General features: G+C 63.0%; 15 protein-coding genes. 2 read left to right on the top strand and 13 right to left on the bottom strand.

Annotated features, from left to right (window positions below; all coding sequences use genetic code 11):
• Positions 1–26: 26 nt before the first annotated feature.
• A complete protein-coding gene (locus tag QZM67_RS07745; RefSeq protein ID WP_301801614.1) occupies positions 27–263 on the bottom strand; it encodes a hypothetical protein in 237 nt (78 codons plus the stop codon).
• Between the two features lie 110 nt (positions 264–373).
• Here QZM67_RS07745 and QZM67_RS07740 point away from each other — a divergent pair, with 110 nt between their 5' ends.
• On the top strand, positions 374–940 hold the full coding sequence (locus QZM67_RS07740; protein ID WP_301801612.1) for a TetR/AcrR family transcriptional regulator: 567 nt from the start codon (positions 374–376) through the stop codon (positions 938–940).
• On the top strand, positions 940–1,602 hold the full coding sequence (locus QZM67_RS07735) for a helix-turn-helix domain-containing protein (protein WP_301801610.1): 663 nt from the start codon (positions 940–942) through the stop codon (positions 1,600–1,602). Before QZM67_RS07740 ends, QZM67_RS07735 begins: the two co-directional genes overlap by 1 nt.
• 149 nt (positions 1,603–1,751) lie before the next feature.
• Here the strand turns inward: QZM67_RS07735 and QZM67_RS07730 are convergent, their stop codons facing one another.
• The 12 genes from QZM67_RS07730 to QZM67_RS07675 form a co-directional block, all read right to left on the bottom strand.
• Positions 1,752–2,918, bottom strand: a complete 1,167-nt coding sequence (locus QZM67_RS07730) for a porin (protein WP_043184291.1) — start codon at positions 2,916–2,918, stop codon at positions 1,752–1,754.
• Between the two features lie 215 nt (positions 2,919–3,133).
• Entirely contained in the window at positions 3,134–3,508 is a 375-nt protein-coding gene (locus QZM67_RS07725; RefSeq protein WP_301801599.1) for a cupin domain-containing protein, read from the bottom strand.
• A gap of 10 nt (positions 3,509–3,518) precedes the next feature.
• Positions 3,519–3,827: a hypothetical protein gene (locus QZM67_RS07720; RefSeq protein ID WP_301801594.1), complete on the bottom strand. Its 309-nt coding sequence runs from the start codon at positions 3,825–3,827 to the stop codon at positions 3,519–3,521.
• A gap of 338 nt (positions 3,828–4,165) precedes the next feature.
• Positions 4,166–5,371, bottom strand: coding sequence for an MFS transporter (locus QZM67_RS07715; RefSeq protein ID WP_301801592.1), 1,206 nt, complete (start codon positions 5,369–5,371; stop codon positions 4,166–4,168).
• A gap of 205 nt (positions 5,372–5,576) precedes the next feature.
• The gene (locus tag QZM67_RS07710; protein ID WP_301801591.1) at positions 5,577–7,595 is read right to left on the bottom strand and encodes a bifunctional DedA family/phosphatase PAP2 family protein; all 2,019 of its coding nucleotides are present in this window, start codon (positions 7,593–7,595) and stop codon (positions 5,577–5,579) included.
• Positions 7,596–7,598: 3 nt separating this feature from the next.
• The gene (locus QZM67_RS07705) at positions 7,599–10,718 is read right to left on the bottom strand and encodes an efflux RND transporter permease subunit (RefSeq protein WP_301801590.1); all 3,120 of its coding nucleotides are present in this window, start codon (positions 10,716–10,718) and stop codon (positions 7,599–7,601) included.
• A 42-nt stretch (positions 10,719–10,760) separates the two neighbouring features.
• Complete coding sequence (locus QZM67_RS07700; protein WP_301801589.1) at positions 10,761–11,822, bottom strand: metal transporter; 1,062 nt, start codon at positions 11,820–11,822, stop codon at positions 10,761–10,763.
• Complete coding sequence (locus QZM67_RS07695; protein ID WP_301801588.1) at positions 11,819–13,210, bottom strand: TolC family protein; 1,392 nt, start codon at positions 13,208–13,210, stop codon at positions 11,819–11,821. The genes QZM67_RS07700 and QZM67_RS07695 overlap by 4 nt, the downstream gene beginning before the upstream one ends.
• A gap of 87 nt (positions 13,211–13,297) precedes the next feature.
• Positions 13,298–14,584, bottom strand: a complete 1,287-nt coding sequence (locus QZM67_RS07690; protein ID WP_301801586.1) for a HAMP domain-containing sensor histidine kinase — start codon at positions 14,582–14,584, stop codon at positions 13,298–13,300.
• Positions 14,574–15,263, bottom strand: coding sequence for a response regulator transcription factor (locus tag QZM67_RS07685; protein ID WP_301801585.1), 690 nt, complete (start codon positions 15,261–15,263; stop codon positions 14,574–14,576). Before QZM67_RS07685 ends, QZM67_RS07690 begins: the two co-directional genes overlap by 11 nt.
• A 128-nt stretch (positions 15,264–15,391) precedes the next feature.
• A complete protein-coding gene (locus tag QZM67_RS07680; RefSeq protein ID WP_301801584.1) occupies positions 15,392–16,063 on the bottom strand; it encodes an NrsF family protein in 672 nt (223 codons plus the stop codon).
• Positions 16,060–16,710 (bottom strand): sigma-70 family RNA polymerase sigma factor, encoded by a 651-nt coding sequence (locus QZM67_RS07675; RefSeq protein WP_301801583.1) that lies wholly within the window; start codon positions 16,708–16,710, stop codon positions 16,060–16,062. Before QZM67_RS07675 ends, QZM67_RS07680 begins: the two co-directional genes overlap by 4 nt.
• Positions 16,711–16,757 lie beyond the last annotated feature (47 nt).

Raw genomic sequence — 16,757 nt, 5'->3', positions numbered from 1 at the left:
AGGACGGTGCACGGGCTCAGCCTCGATCACTGCTTGCGACGAGGAACAGCAAGCGGCTGCCGGTGTGCATCTCCCAGTGCTCGCTCGCTGACAACACCGCCCAAGGCGCTTGAAGAACGCTCCATCTCCTGTCGACGGCTCTGGAGATGAAACAAACTGGCGACTCGTACCATGTAGCGATCTCCGCCAGTGCCGTCCGCCAGCTTGAAGATTCGGAACCGTCGCAAGCAAGCCTGAATACGTTGCAGATAGGAACTTTTCACGGATCTTGCACCTTGATTCAGGGAGGATGGGCTCGCCACGGTATCGTATACAGACAGATCTGTATACCTCTGTTAAAGTGCAGGCTTGGAGTGTGAAACGGAGCAGCGCGATGAGCGCAAAGAGACAGGCCGTCGTCGACACGGCGGCCCGACTATTTTCGGAATTCGGGTATCAGGCGGTGGGTGTCGACAGGATCATTGCGGAGTCGTCAGTCTCCAAAATGACGATGTACAAGTACTTCCCGTCGAAAGACGATTTGATCGTAGAGGTCCTTCGTCAACGTCAACTGGCCGCCTCCGACGACCTTGTCGCCTATGTAACCGCACGCAGCGACCCCACAGCGCGAATCGATGCCGTTTTTGAATGGCATGATCTGTGGATCAATGGCCCCTTGTTCTACGGCTGCATGTTTATCAACGCAGTAACTGAACATCCTGAAGCTGACTCGGAGATTGCCAAAGCCTCAGCCATGCAGAAAGTCCATCTGCGAACTTTCGTCGAGCAGTTATTGAAGCCACTGATAGGCGAAACCCGGGCTCCGGTCTGCGCGAGCAAGTTAATGATTTTGATTGATGGCGCCATCATCGCCGCTCAGGTCTACGGCAACAAGAACGCGGCAATAGAGGCGCGAGATGTCGCCAGGATGCTTCTGTCAGAAGCTGGCAAATCTGCTTGATGTCGACCCCGGCATGCGTCCCTCGCACACGACCGGGGAAAACGGTGATACGAGCGATTGAGCGTAGCCCGTCCAAGCCGGATGAATCCCCTTTCCAGTCATGCCCAAGCAAAGAATTTCAACACCTGACAACGTTCGCCTCGGCGAGCAAGATTCGAAGCCTCCGCAAGCGCCTGGACAAGACGCTTGAAGACGTAGCCACTGCGTCAGGACTCTCGAAGGGATACATGTCCCAAGTCGAGCGAGGCCACGCCTCCCCATCTTTGTCCGCGCTCACCCGCATCGCTACTGCCCTCGGTGTTGCGATCGATTATTTTTTTACCCCGTTGGGTAACGATTTATCCATTTCGCATGCCGAATCAAGAACGTTTCTCAGCACGTCAGAATCACCCAGCTGCTTTTCTCACCTAACTGGCTATCGCGGCAACGGTGAGATGGACGCGGTATTGATTCGAACACCGCCGGGAGCGCGATGTATCGAATCGCCATCGTCGGCAGAACAACTGATCTACGTTCTGAAAGGTGAGATCAAACTGACCCTGGACGGCAACGAATTTCCGCTACGGGAGGGCGATTTCGTGCAGTACAAGACGATGGCCCCGCACAGCGTCGAGAACATCGCGCAAGCCGAGACCACCTTGCTGTGGATTGGCACGCCTTGATGCTCGCCGATTCGAACCAGCGCGCGATTGACTACGCATGAAGGACGGATTCGTTCGCGTCGCTCGATTCCTTTATGCCTGCCGCCTCATGGCGGAATGCTTCGTTGCCGGAGTAATGCATCCATTACTCCGGACTTCCGAGCCGGCGATCAGAAACCGTGGTACATGCCGATGTTGACCTGAACCTGGTTACCGCCCGATGCGGTGTTGCCGAAGTCGGCAACCGAAGCCTGAGCGCCCTGGGCATGAACGTAGCCGCCCATCGCGTACAGCGCAGTGCTCTTCGACAGCGAGTACGTTGCACCCAGCGACACCTGGTTGATCGACGCCATCGTGCGGCCTTCAGCAGCCAGCTTCGGCGTGGCCGCGGAACCGTAGACGTACGTATACCCGGTCGCCAGCGCCAGCGCCGGGGTGACCTGGTACTGCAGGAGGGCACCCAGCACGTTGAAGTGGATCGATGGCTGGCCAGCGTTGCCCTGGTACTGCGCGTTCGAGTAGCGCAACCCGGCCGTGTACGGACCAATCTGGTATTGAGTCGCGATTTGCGCGATGCCCGCACTCTTGAACGCATTGCCGCCGTTGTAACCCGAGCTCGGATAGCCCAGCGCACCGCCGAAACTCGGTTGCGCCGTTGCGTTCATCCACCCGTTCTCACCCTGGTTCGCCGCATGGAAGTAGCCGCCGGCGACCGTCAGGCCACCTTGGGCGTAGTTCGCAGCCACCGACCACGATTGACCCGAACCCATCGCACCGGCCACGCCGCCGAACGAATACGCGCCTTCCGCCTGGAAGCCGTGGAAGACCGGCGAAATGTACTTCACGGCGCTGTTCTGGTTCGTCGTGTTGTCGTTGTTGTCTACGTCGCCCGGGGTCGAGAATGCCGACGCCGAAATGGCGTCGCCCGTCAGGACTTGCACCATTTCCGTCACAGCGTCGAGCTGGCGCCCCAGGCGCACGGTACCGTACTGATCGGAAGCGAGGGAGACGTAAGCCTGGCGGTTGAACAACGAACGCGAGGAACCAATGGGCCCCTGGCCGCCTATGCCACCTGTACCAATGTTGAAACCGTTTTCGATCTTGAATATCGCCTTGAGGCCGCCACCGAGGTCTTCCGTCCCCCTGAGGCCCCACTTGTTCGAACCTGAGGCACCGCCATCGAGGCCGAACCGCTTGTGGCCATTGATGTTCGAGGTGTAGCCGATACCTGCATCGAGCATGCCATACAGGGTGATCGACGACTGTGCCATTGCTGCCGACGACGCTGCGAAGGCGGCAACAGCGATAACGCTGACGTTGAATTTCTTGTTTTTCATCTGTATTTCACTGTCAGGAGTGGTTTCGGGATTGTTTGAAACGGGTTTTGTTGTATTCGAATGCAGATGACGGCGCACGGCCTGCGCGTCGTCTCAAGTTGCAACGGCCGGCGTCATATTCGACAAATCGGCATATTCAATTCGATCATTTCGTCATCCTCACAATTTCATGCGGGAACGCGCCTTACGTGTTCACCCATCCGGCACTCCCCCGATTAGAACAGTCGCGGCGCCCCTACCTGGACGAAGACCGCTTCCTTGCCTCCGTTGTCGCTCCAGCTATACGGCACCGTGGATTGATCACGTGCCGAGTCTCCTGCATGCAGCACAAACACCTTGCCTTTCAGTTCCAGCGCCACTTCGCCGTCGATCACGCAAAGGAACTCACCCCTGGGGGGACTTCCGAGTACGTCTTCCCTGTGGGCAGGCATACGAGGATCCACTCGAACTGCCGTCCTTCCGCCGTATTCGCGATCCGTGCGAACAAACGTGCCGATTCCGCGAAGCCCAAAAAACTCGAGCGGGTTACCGCGCCCGGCCAAACGCTCCTCCGATGGCATGTCGAAGAAGGACTGCGTCGTGACGCTCAACACTCGCGCATTACCCGCAAGCGAGTGCGGCGGTGACGAAACCAGAACACGCACCACCTGCTCCCCAAATCGATCTGGAAATAACGGCCGCCATTGCAGACTGATTGAGCGTCCAATTCAGCCGCCGGCAACCTGGGCGAACCATTTCGCTGAGCACCGACGCAGCCGGGTCGCGCTTTGCAATTGCAAAAACCATATCAGGAACATAAATCGTCGTCAAAATTAGTTTGATATAAGTTAATCTCGTCTGATAACCTGGCACCGCACCGGGATTTCCCTGATGTCGAGATGCAGCCAACTTGGAACTTTGTTCGCTCAAATTGGAACTGCGAGAACCTACCGACCCGCAAGCAGCAGCCTGCTTTTCCCAATTAAAACAATGGGATAAAAATCAGAAACTGACCGTTGTGGCAGCGACATAGAGCACGCGACGTGTAATGGCTACGCGACTCCCGGCCGGTAAATGATGATCGCCAAGTCCCCTAGGGAAACCCCGCCCCTGCGCCCGAACAGACCGTGCTGCACGTACTCGATGGACCTGCTGACCGCCCTCGCCGTCCGAGACCAACGGGTGCGCCGGCGGCATCGATCCATCTGGCACCCGCAGCCCCGATAATCGGCCCCTGTTTACCCAGTGGGGAAGAACGGTGACCAGATTCAAACTCGCTCTGATCGAGGTCTCGGCGCGTAGCAGCAAAGGCACAGCGGCACGAACACCAGTGCCGCTCCGGTAATGAACGTAGCCGACGAACCAAAGCGCTCCCATATCACACCCGCAATGGCGCTCGCGAACAACATGCATAACCCACTGATCAGGTTGAATATGCCGAACGCGGTGCCGCGTAGCGTCATGGGCGACGTTTCAGACACCATCGCGGCAAGTATGCCTTGCGTGAATCCCATGTGCAGGCCCCAAACAGCCACCCCGGCGAACACCGCCGGCACCGACCGCTCCATGCCCAGTATCAGATCGGCCGCCATGAGCAACGCCATGCCGATGCCCAGCAGAATCCGGCGATCAAGCCGGTCGGAGAGCACGCCTACCGGCCATGCGGACACCGAATAAGCAAGGGCCATGACCACCATCACACCGGGAATCCATGCAATGTCCAAACCTGCGTGCTGTGCGCGCAGTACCAGAAACGCCTCGCTGAATCGTGCGAGCGTGAACGTGGCGCCGATCGCAACGACATACCAGTAGCTGGCCGGAAATTCCCGCAATGCTCGCCAATGCAACGGATTCCGGAAACGTCGTGCCGAATCCGCATGCTCGGGTTCCCGGACGCCCACCACAATCAGGCCGATCGCAATGAACGCGGGCACCACGGCAAACCACAGAACAATGCGAATGTGGTCGGCGAACCAGAACATGAGCGCGATGGCGAGCATCGGTCCGAGAAACGCGCCGACCGTATCCATGGACTGACGCAACCCGAAGCAGGCTCCGCGAATTTCAGGCGGGGCGACATCGGCCACCAACGCATCCCGAGGTGCGCCGCGGATACCTTTTCCGACACGATCGAGCAGACGAGCCGTCACGACTACAGCCGGCGTACTCGCCAGCGGGAACAATGGCTTCGTTAATGCAGCCAGGCCATAGCCAAGAAGCAGCAGCCCCGTGCGACGCCCCAACCAATCGCTGATCGCACCGGAGAACACCTTGACGATCATTGCAGTCGCCTCGGCCGCGCCCTCGAGGACGCCAAGCGCCGCGACACTCATGCCCATCGTCGAGACCAAGTAAATGGGCAACAGCGCATGGATGAGCTCGGAAGACAGATCCATGAAAAGGCTCACGAAACCCAGCGCCCAAACGGTACGTGGAATGGCGGGCCTAGTAGATGCGGGTGAACGGGATGCCATGGTGCGCCGTGGTCAAAGGAGGTTCATTGGAAAGGAGCATGCCTCCGATACAGCAGGCATCTCGGTTCGTCTGACGGAGATCGACCGGAAGTGCATCTCTCCACAACGGAAGACGAATCAGATGCCGGAATATTCACCACCTCAGGATGGCAACCGAGATTCGTTACGCGCGCCGCTGAACGCGGTGGGCACAGGAAAATATGTGTCAGCGCCCAACCACCGGCACGCCACGCGGCGATACCAGCGTGACAGGTGCCGTCGCACCGCTACCGCCTGCCTCGACGCTCGACACCGCTGCATCCGTCTTGGCGAAACCAGGAATGACAGCAGTATCCGAACGCGTTGTGACACCAACCGTGAGCAGCTGCCACGGCCGCCGAAAGATTTCAGGATATAACGCGCCGTACCAGACCGGCATACCGCTCGCCCCCCCGGCCGCCACCTCGTAGTCGGATCTCCAGAGCCGCAATACCGTACGGTTCAACGGTCGCGCCGGATCGATCTTCACAAAGGTCAGCGCCGCGCCATAACCGTTCGACAGCTTCGGCAGCACGGGCAACGCGCTGACGGACACGCGTGGCGTCAACCACAGCAACGCAGATTGCACCGACCATGCGGGAGCAGGCCGCCACCCGGCTGCTTCGAGTTGCGCCGAAATCGAGGTTGAATCGTCCGCCCATTGCAACGGAAGCGCTTCTTCCCGGTCACCGCTCAAATCAATACGCCGGCCAGGCAGGGAGCGCCAGCCCCCCTCTCGCCACTGGCGAAGCGTCAGTGTCGTTTCGTGCGCAACTAGGTGGCTCCGGTCAAGATCGGACTGGTCGCCGTCAAGATTCGCCCAGACGCCGTAGATCGCAAGCGTGGCCGCCACAACGCAAACCAGTATGCCCGGCCGAACGTCGTCACGGACGTTCCAGTGCGCATGGATACCGGCCAGCACTGCAAACCAAGCAAGCCCGAGGCTCCATCCGGCCAGAACGTCGGCCAGCCAGTTCTCGCCAAGATAAAGGTGGGCGAAGCCGACCAGTGCTATCCATCCGACGATTCCGGCTGCGACCGCACCTCGCCATGGCCACGCCCATCGCCGAATCAGCAGCCAGCCGAGGGATCCGTACAGGAGGAGATTGAGCGTTGCGTTACCGCTCGGCGACGGTGCGTGCGGTACGCCCGCCGGCCAGGCCAGCGGTTTCACGTAGTCCGATGGCTCGAGCACGGGGCTGACGGCCGCAGCAACGCATACGGCAAGTAGCCAGTAGATGGCTGTACGCCAACATTGCCGAACCACCAGCCAGAGCAGCACAAGGGCGGACACGATCAGGCCGACATCCCATCCGCTCAATGCGACAACACTGGTCATCAGATAGTCGACAGGCACCGTGTGTAACGTGCGCAGGAAATTGTCGATCGCGATGTCGGCTTCCATGAGCGGATCGTGTGCGATCACGTCCTGGAGAATCCCGAGGAACAGCCACACACTCCCGATGAACAGTAGCGCGAGCACCATCAGGGTCGGCGATTCCGGATGGTCGGGACCGACGATACCTGACAGCGCCGTCGCGACACTCGGGTGCCGCCGCCCGAGTCGCTCCATTGCCCGCCATGCAGCGGTCCTTGCGACTGGCACGCCATATCGCATCGCAACGCGCACGAACCGAACAATCAACCAGATCAGCGCAGCGAACAGGAGCAGCATCACGGCAAGGCGCTCGCTCACGGCAGCGGCAAGTTGAGCGGATGCGCCAAACACGATCCCAGGGACGATATGCGCGGGCGACCATGCCAATGCCGACGCAACATTGATCGGATAGAACTTGTGGCGCGGCATCTGCGCCGCACCGGCAACCAGCGGAACAACCGCGCGTACCGGGGCAAAGAAGCGGGCCATGACGATGCTTTTGCCGCCATGCTTGTCGACGAACTGCTCGCCGCGCTCCCAGGCTTCCGCGTGCCCCTTTTCGGCCCACCACGTGCGCACTTCACCAGCGTATCGGCGGCCCAGTTCAAAGCTGACTCCATCCCCCGTCATTGCGCCCAGCGCGGCAACAGCGAGCGTGGCCCACACTTCCAGCACGCCGGCGCCGATCAACGCGCCGGCCGCGAACATGACGATGCCGGCCGGGACCAGCGTTCCAACGATGGCGAGCGACTCGGCGCATGCCACACCGAATACGACGATCAAGACGAGCGCGGGATGCGCCGCGATACCGACAAGCCACGCGTGCATGGGTCACCCGTTCGACGGAGCGGCGGACGACTCCGCCAGTGTGTCCAGCTCGAACCGCCCGTACCGCAATGCCAGCGTCGGCAGCACGATCAGGTTCAGCGCCGTCGACGTGATCAGGCCACCCAGGATGACGATCGCCATCGGTCCCTCGATCTCGTTACCAGCGGCGCCGCTGGTCAATGCGAGCGGCATCAGCGCAAGCGCGGTGACGAGCGCGGTCATCAGGATTGGAATCAGGCGCTCCGATGCACCTCGTACCGCGGTATCGAGCCCCCACGGCATGCCTTCGATGTGGACGAGGTGCTCGTAGTGGCTGATCAGCATGATCGAGTTGCGCAACGAGATGCCGAACAACGTGACGAAGCCGACCATGCTGCCCAGCGACAGGTCGCCGCCCGCCAACGCAACGCTCAGGACGCCGCCCACCAATGCAAACGGCAGATTGACCATCACGAGCACGACGCCTCGACGGCTCTTCATCGCGAGAAACAGCAGCAGTGCAATGCCGACGGCGGACATTGCGCCATAGACGAGCAGGTCGTGCTGCGACTGCGAACGCGCTTCACTTTCTCCAGAGAAGACGGCATACGTGCCCGCAGGCATCGCTACTTCGCGACTCACACGTGCTTGCGCCTCCTTCACGAAATCGCTCACTGCGCGGCTGCCGAGCGTCACGGAAACCGTCTGCATGCGGCGGCCGCCATCATGCGTGATCTGGTAGTGACCCGACACCTGACCGATCGTCGCGAGTGCGCGCAGCGGAACCGCGAGCCCGTCCGGGTTACGCAGCATCAATGCCCCGACGTCCGCGAAGCTGCGGCGTACATCGGGCGACAGGATCACGACGACGTCGTATGTTCGGCTGCCCAGATAGACCTGAGACGCGGTGGCACCCTGATAGGCGCTCTGGATTGCATCGAGCACGTCCACCGGCCGGAAACCCCAGCGGCTCAGTTGATCGGGCTTGAGCCGCACGTCGAGCTCGGGAATGCCGGGAGGCGACTCGACGCCCACGCTGGCGACACCGTGAATCGTCCCGAGCAGACGGGCGATCTCCTGCGCCTTGCGATCGATCACGTCGAGGTTGTCGCCGAACACGTTGACGACGACCGGCGCGGTGACGCCCGAGATCGTTTCGTCGATCCGTTCGACCAGGAACGTGTTGACCGACGTCGTGAGACCCGGGAACCGGCCAAGCGCCTGCTGGATGCGGTGCAGCGCTTTACTTTGACCCGATGCGCTCATCGGCTCGAGGTCGACTTCGAATTCGCTCAGTTGCACGCCCATCGGGTCGACCACCTCGTTGGCGCGCCCCGCACGCTGCGCGACGAGACGCACGCCGGGCACCTGCATCAGCGCATGCGTGACTTGCGCACCGATGCGCATCGATTCTGCGAGCGACGTGCCGGGCGCAATCCCCATGTGGACGATGTAGTGACCTTCGCGCAACTCCGGAATGAAGTTGCCGCCCATGAACGGAAGCGACGCCAGCGCGGCGACGCACATCAGCGCGACAACGATCATCACGGTCTTCACGCGCTGCTCGACCTTCAACAGCAGCGCCGTGTAGCGTTTTTTGAAACCCGCAATCAGCCGCGGCTCGTGAGCAGGCAGCGGCCCGCGCGTGAGCAGCGCGAGGGCCATCGCTGGCGTGAGCGTCAGCGCGACGCCGAGCGACGCCAGCACCGCGAGGATGTACGCGATGCCGAGCGGCGCGAACAGCTTGCCCGCAACCCCCGACAACGTCAGCACCGGCAGGAAGATCAGCATCACGATGAAGGTTGCGAACACGACTGCGCTTCGCACCTCGAGCGACGCGCGAAGCACGACGCGAAACACGGGCAGCGGTGTCGACAACGCACGGTTCTCGCGAAGCCGCCGGTAGATGTTCTCGACATCGATGATCGCGTCGTCGACCACTTCGCCGAGCGCAATCGCGAGGCCGCCCAGCGTCATCGTGTTCAGGCTCACGCCGAACGACACGAGCACGATGATCGCGACCAGCAACGACAGCGGGATTGCGACCGCCGAAATCAACGCGGTGCGGACATTCAGCAAGAACAGGAACAACACCGCGATCACGAGCACAGCGCCGACCAGCAACGCGGTACGCAGGTGTCCGACCGATGCATCGATGAACTTGGCCGGGCGGAACACGTCGGGTTGTACGTCGACACCCTGTTTCGCCAGCACCGGACGAAGCGCGGCGAGCGTCTTGTCGATGTCGTTCGTCACGGCCCGCGTATTCGTGCCGTACTGGCTTTCGAGCACGAGCATCACGCCCGGCTGCCCCATGATCGATGCGGCGCCCACCGCCGGCGCGCTATCCCACGTCACTGCCGCGACATCGGACAGACGAACGGCGACGCCGTTGCTCCAGCGGAGCACGACGCCCGCCAGTTTCTCCGGCGTGGCGATCTGGCCGTCCGCATTGACGGCGATGCGCTGGTTGTCGTTCTCGATGAAACCGGCGCCGCGCACGCCGGTCGACTGGCGTGCCGCAGCGATGACGTCCTGAATCGACAGGCCATAGCGCATCAATTTCGCCGGATCGACCTGAATCTGCAACTGGCGTGTCTGGCCGCCGAACACGATCGCGTCGGCGACGCCCGGTGCGCTCATCAACTGCGGCCGCACGACCCATTGCGCAACGTCGTACAGGTCCATCAACGAGCGCGTTTTCGACGTCAGCCCGATCGTGCGCACCACGCTGGTTGTCGTCGTCAACGGCAACAGGCGCGGCGGCAGCACGCCCGCCGGCAACGTAGCGGCTAGTGCATTCACGCGTTCGGACACGAGCTGTCGGATCTGCAGCACGTTCGCATGCGCGTCGAATACCAGCGTGATCGACGACAGGCCCTGCATCGACCGCGAACGCATCGACTGCAGGCCGACCATGCCGCCGAGCCCGTTTTCGACCGGCTGTGTCACGAGTGTCTCGACTTGCTCGCTGGTCAGGCCCGGCGCTTCGATCTGGACGATGCTCATCGGTGGCGCGAATTCCGGAAACACATCGAGCTTCGCGCGCGTCAGCGAAAAGAGTCCGTATCCGGCCGCGAGCACGGCGAGCGCATACACGATGCCGCGAAAGCGCAGCGAGAACCGGATGATCGCGTTAAGCATGGGCAGTTGTCGGATGGATGACGGGCAAGCCGACCTTCGGATTCAGTCGTCGCATTCGGGCGGATCCTTGCAGACCGTTGCAATGCCCTGCGGCTTCTGTTCCTCCGACAGCAGCAGCTGCGCACCCTGCGTCACGACGGCATCGCCAGCATGGAAGCCCGTCGTCACGTCGAAGCCCTGATCGCCAGCGGAGTCGGCTGGCACGGCGCGACGTGTAAAGCGATCGAGTGCCGTGCGGACATAGACCCAGGGCTGGCCGCCGTACCACACGACGGCACGGTCGGGGATCGCCAGCGCGGACGCGGCCGGATTCGCGCCGGGCACGTGCGCGCTCGTGCGGGTGCCGACCGGTAACGCACGCGCGGCCGCATAGAGCCACGGATTGCCCTGTACCGCCGGATCGCCCTGCGGCGACGCCGACAGCTTCTGCGCCGTCACCGGCTGCCCGTCCGGGCCATCGATCGCGATACGCTCGGGAGCGGTATCCGCATCGTCGGGCGGCAGTGTCACGCGCACGACAACCGCCTGCCCGGCCAGCAGCCGCTGGAACAGTACCGATTGAGGTGCCATCGCGGCATTCGTCAGCACATCGCCGAACTGCTGACGCATCGTCGCGGCCAGCGAGCCTTGCGCCGCATCGGCGGATTGCAGCTTCGCACGAGCCGTTTGCGCGGCCGCCTGCGCATCCTGCAGCGCCTTTTGCGACACGTTGCGATCGTCCGCGAAAAGCGTCCGGCTTCGCTCGTATTGCGCTTGCGACGTGGCGGCCAGTTCGCGCGCGGTGTCGCGGTCCGCGATGGCGGTCGCCAGCCGGTTGCGCAGATCGAACAACGGCTGCAAATCAACGACTGTCGCATAAGCAGTACGGCCGGAACGCACGACCGCCGCGGCCAGCGGCGTTACCTCGATCCGGCTGGCGCGCTGCTCGTCGGGCGGCACCACAACAACCGTCTCGCCGTTCACGGTTTGCACGGTTGGCTGCGCCGTTGGTGCGGCGGCAACCGGTGCCGATGCTCCCGGACCGAGCGTCCGGTAGATGTACCACCCGGCACCGGCGACCAGCGCGACGGAGATGACTGAGAGGAAGAACAGTCGGCGTTTCATCGCGCACCCTGTTGTAACGGAGAGAGGGTTCGACCGGCGTCCGGCGTCAGCGGGCGCTGCATCGCGTCCTCGAGCGCGCCGGCCGCCTGGCGAACCGCGACGGTCGCATCCAGACGGGCGATCTCGTTGGCCTGGTAGTCGGCCTTCGCCTGCGTGAGCGTCAGGCGATCGACGTCACCGGCCGCGAATCCGGCCTCCTGACTGTCGAGTTGCCTGCGTGCGGCGGTTCGGTGCGCATCGGACAACTGCAACGCATCGATGCTCGATCGATAGCGAGCCAGCGCGTGGTCGAGATCGCCGAGGATCGTGTCCTGCAGCGCGGCGGTGCGGGCCGCGGCTTCCTTGCGCTTCGCTTCCGCCTGGGCGATACCGCCCTGGTTCTGATCGAAGATCGGCAGCGTGATGCCGGCCAAGCCGAACGCGATCTTGTGCGTGCCGGTGTCGTACGTGTATCCGGGGCCCAGATGAATGTCCGGGTATTGCTTCGCGACCTCCAGCTGCAACGCCGATTCGGCGGCGGCATAGTCGGCGAGCGAACCGAGCAGGTCGGCACGATGCAGGATCGCGTCGCGCCGGGCCTCGGTCGCGGGTGGCGGTGGTGGAGCGCCGTCGAATCCGTCGAAATCGAACGCGACATGCTCCAGTGCGGCGGCCGGAATGCCGATCGCCGCAGCCAGTTGCGCGCGCGCATCCTGTTCGGCTGCCCGGCTGGCTGCCAGATCGACCTGCGCCTGGATTTGTGCGGCGACGGCCGCATCAACGTCGGGGCCCGCGCTTTCTCCGACTGTGCGTCGCTTCGTCACCATCGCGACGATCTGCTGCTGGGCCTCGACCTTGCGCAACAACAGCGCGCTGCGTTCGCGGTCCGCATGAACCGCCAGGAGCGCGTCGCGTACCTGAGCGCCGACTTTCCACGCTTCGTTGCCAATCGCAAGGCGAGCGGATTCCGACAGGTGTGACGCCTGATCGATCCGGTATCCGCGCTTGCCCGCAGTCTCGATCGGGATATCGAGTGCCGGCCCGGTTGTGAACGGCGCACCCGGCCCCGGATTCGGCGTCGCCCACTGGAACGGCAACTGAAGGACCGGATTCGGAATCGCGCCGGCCACATCGATTCCGGCCTTCGCTGTTCCCCACTGCGCGCGCGCGACACCCAGCGCGGGACTGTAGTACCAGGCCGCCAGCGTGAGCGTCTCGCGGTTCCAGTGCGGCAGCGGCCACTGCGCTACGTCGTGTCCAAGCTCGCGCACGAGGTACACATGCAGTTCGTCGCTCGCGAGCGTACGGTTCTCGAATTGACGGGCAATCAGTAACGGAGCGATCGGCTGGGGATGGTAGGTCGCACAGCCGCCCAGCAACGCACAGACGACAAGCAGCGCTCCGCGCATACGGATATCCAGGGTCCATGCCGACCGGGTGTCGGCTTTCGGCCCGGATACTACGCAACCGGTTGTGAAGTTTTCGTCAACAAAGGGTCAGGTTGCCCCGGGCCGTGCGGGATTCGGGGCCGGCAGGCACAGCGACACGCGCGTGCCGCGGCCTGGTTCGCTGCCGATCCGGATCGGCCATCCGTGGCGGTCGCAGATCTTCTTCACGATCGACAGGCCGATGCCGAAACCCGGCGTGGCCGTGCGCGCCTGGTAGCCGCGATCGAACACGTGCGGCAGCGCATCGGCGGGGATCCCGTGGCCGGTATCCTCGATATACAGCCAACCGTCCGCGAACGAGAACGCGATCTCGCCGCGATCCGTATAGCGGACGGCGTTGTCGATCAGATTCGACAGCACGAGTCCGAGCACGGAGCGGCTGGCCTCGACATGCACGCCGCGATCGATATCGATCCGGGTACGGATGCCCTTCGCATGCAGCGTCGCGGCGGCTGGATCGACCGCCTCTTCGATCGCACCGACGAGGCTCACGGCAGCAATGTCGGCGGGCTGCTTCTCGCGCGCGAGCAGCAGCAGTGCGTCGACCAGATCCTTCATGCCGTCCGCCGCACGCTCGATCTGCTGCAGGCGGGCGCGCGACTTCGCACCGATCGACGCGTCGTGCTCGATCAGTTCGCAACTGGTCTTGATCACGGTCAGCGGTGTGCGCAGTTCGTGGCTGACATTTCCGGCGAATTCCTTTTCGCGCTCGACCATCTCGGCCATGCGCCGATGGTAGTCGTTGAACGCCTCAGCCAGCTCGCCCACCTCGACCTCGTCGTACTTCCCTGTGTTCAGCGACGTAGCGCCGCCGAGCCGCAGCGATTTGACCTGCTGCGCCAGGTTCGCGACCTGCCGCACCAGCAGCCCCGACAGCCAGAACGCGCACCAGATCGTGAACAGCGCGAACACGCCGGTGCCGGCCATCAGGGCGTTGATCACCTGCCGGAATCGCTGCTCGTAAGCGCTGAAGTCGTACACGCGGTAGAGGCGGCCCGCGCCGAACGAGACGATCGCGACGTGAATCTCGCGGTCGTCGAGAATGATTTCGTGGGTGCCGTCGGGGAGTTGAGTCACCGAGTCCGGCAGCGCAAGTTGCGGGCGGTCCGCCGCCGATACATAGCCTTTCAGCCGGACGTCGAACGGCGGCATCAGCGCAGGGTCGCTGCGATACGAACGAAGCACGCTGACAAGATCGTCGCTGATCAGCGCGGTGATCAGTCGTTCCTCCTGCGCTTCGGCGAGCGTCTTGACGCCCAGTGCCTGTGCGATGAGCAGCACGATCGTCAGCGCGGAGAAGAAGAGCGCGACCTTCGCGCGAAGGCTAAAGCGCACGATCGTCGCCCGCCACAAACCGGTAGCCGAGACCATGAACGGTTTCGATCGGGTCGGGTTCACCCTGCGCGGTGAGCGCGCGACGCAACGTGTAGACGTGCGTGCGCAGCGTGTCGCTGTCCTGCAGCGCGTCGCCCCATACCTCGGCTTCGAGCTCCGCATGGCCGATCACCCGATCCGGCGTCTGCATCAGCAGACGCAGCAGATGCAGGCATTTCGGCGGCATCTTCACCGGCCGCCCGGCACGCTCGACCGTCAGCGTTTTCAGATCAAGGCGGACATCGGCACAACACAGCGCGGTCTCGGCAACTTGCCCGCGGTAGCGCTTGACCAGCGCACCGAGACGCGCGCCGACTTCCTTGAGCGAGAACGGCTTGACGAGATAATCATCGGCACCGTGATCAAAGCCGTCGAGCTTGTCGTCCAGCGTATCCCGAGCCGTCAGCATCAGCACCGGCGTGTCGCGATGGTTCTCTTCGCGCAGCTTGCGACACAGCGTCAGCCCGTCCATGCCCGGCAGCGACAGGTCGAGGAGGATCGCGTCCCACGATTGCGACACCGCAAGCTTCAGGCCGGCCGGGCCGCTCATGGCCATGTCGACCTCGTAGCCAGCACTCTCCAGATAGTCGTAGAGGTTGGTCGCGATGCTGGCGTCGTCTTCGATGACGAGTACGCGCAAGGTGTTCTCCAAAGGTCCGCAAGCAGGAACGATTTTGCCACGCGATCCGGTTCCAAACTTTCGTCGGATTTCAGCGAACCGTTTCGGTGTGCGACGACGCATATTCCGCAAAGCGGGCCTATGCCGGATCAACCGCCAGCACGCACGTCCGATCCTACCCAACGGAACAGCTTCGGTCCGAACGACCAGGTCGCAATCAGCAGGATGACCGTCAACCCCACATTCCACGCCAGGATCATCACGGTCGCATCGAGCGGATGGAACAGCGACAGCCCGACGCCCGTCATCGCCGAGACCGCGAGACTTCCGGTCATGGCCACCGGCATCGGCGCCAGACGCGCGACGTGACGCAGCATGATCAGCAGCAGCAGCGTGAGCGGCACGCCAATGAGCACAAGCGTTCCGAAGCACCGAGCCGTTTCGCCGGGCGACATGCCGTCCGGGCCGAGTTCGACCCAGTTCGTCAGGCAACCGTAGCCGACTGTCGACATCCACACGGCCAGTGCCGGCAGCGGCAGTAACGTCCAGCGCAACGAGCGCCCCGGCACGCTCGCGATGAACGCACCCACCGCGGCAAGGATGCCGGTCACGGCAGCAGCCGTCACGTTCGTCACGAACACGCGCTCCTGAAGCTTGAACGGCAGGTCTACCCGCATGCCATGGACGAACGCGACCGACAGCAGCAGCAGCGCCGCGAGCGTCAGCCAGCCGACCGCGCGCCAGACCGGTTGGCGCAGCGGCCGAACCGGCGCGCTGCCGGCAACCAGCGATTCGATCAGTTCCGGTGTCGACTGCTTCATTGTTGCTTCTCCCGATGATCGAGCAGCTTGCGCAGCGCTTTCAGCCCGCGATGCACGGCTACCTTCAACTCCGCCACCGTCATGCCGGTAGCGACGGCCGCTTCCTTCAACGATTTCTCCTCCAGCTTGAGCATCTGGATCGCATCGCGCTGTCCACGAGGCAACCGGGCCAGCGCTTCATGCAGCACCCGGGCGTCGGCCGCTTCTTCCATAAGATTCGCTCCATCGCCCGGTATGGTTTCATGGTCGGGATCCAGCGGCAGCTCGCGTGACGCATTGCGTCCCTGACGGCGCAGCGCGTCGACCACCCGTCGGCTCGCAATCGATACCAGCCATGGACCGAACGGCCGCTCGGGCGCGTAGGTGTGCCGCACCTGGTGAATGGTAATAAGAATCTCCTGTACGACGTCCTCGACGATGTCCGGATGAACGCCATGGCGTGCAACGAATCGCCTGAGATACGGCGTGATGCTCTCGAGCAACCGGCGGTAGGCATCGCGGTCGCCAATCTGCGCGCACGCCATCAATACCGACCAGTCCGGCGAACCGTCCTCCCGGACCGGCGGCGGCCCACTGTCGGCAGCGTGCGCGACGGCCGACCGAACCAGCCGGATGCGCGTGTCACGAGGGTGTCTCTCGTCTGTCATGTTCCAGGTTTCCAGCGGCAAAGTCCGGCGCAGAAAATTTTCCGGCA

The organism is Burkholderia sp. AU45251 (genome assembly GCF_030482905.1).
GTDB lineage: Bacteria > Pseudomonadota > Gammaproteobacteria > Burkholderiales > Burkholderiaceae > Burkholderia > Burkholderia aenigmatica.
This window is presented reverse-complemented; position numbering and strand designations above follow the sequence as displayed.

Bases quoted from the DNA above. Each gene is read 5' to 3' on its own strand.
- QZM67_RS07740 (WP_301801612.1), top strand. From the start codon at position 374: ATGAGCGCAAAGAGACAGGCCGTCGTCGACACGGCGGCCCGACTATTT.
- QZM67_RS07735 (WP_301801610.1), top strand. From the start codon at position 940: ATGTCGACCCCGGCATGCGTCCCTCGCACACGACCGGGGAAAACGGTG.
- QZM67_RS07730 (WP_043184291.1), bottom strand. From the start codon at position 2,918: ATGAAAAACAAGAAATTCAACGTCAGCGTTATCGCTGTTGCCGCCTTC.
- QZM67_RS07715 (WP_301801592.1), bottom strand. From the start codon at position 5,371: ATGGCATCCCGTTCACCCGCATCTACTAGGCCCGCCATTCCACGTACC.
- QZM67_RS07710 (WP_301801591.1), bottom strand. From the start codon at position 7,595: ATGCACGCGTGGCTTGTCGGTATCGCGGCGCATCCCGCGCTCGTCTTG.
- QZM67_RS07705 (WP_301801590.1), bottom strand. From the start codon at position 10,718: ATGCTTAACGCGATCATCCGGTTCTCGCTGCGCTTTCGCGGCATCGTG.
- QZM67_RS07700 (WP_301801589.1), bottom strand. From the start codon at position 11,822: ATGAAACGCCGACTGTTCTTCCTCTCAGTCATCTCCGTCGCGCTGGTC.
- QZM67_RS07695 (WP_301801588.1), bottom strand. From the start codon at position 13,210: ATGCGCGGAGCGCTGCTTGTCGTCTGTGCGTTGCTGGGCGGCTGTGCG.
- QZM67_RS07680 (WP_301801584.1), bottom strand. From the start codon at position 16,063: ATGAAGCAGTCGACACCGGAACTGATCGAATCGCTGGTTGCCGGCAGC.
- QZM67_RS07675 (WP_301801583.1), bottom strand. From the start codon at position 16,710: ATGACAGACGAGAGACACCCTCGTGACACGCGCATCCGGCTGGTTCGG.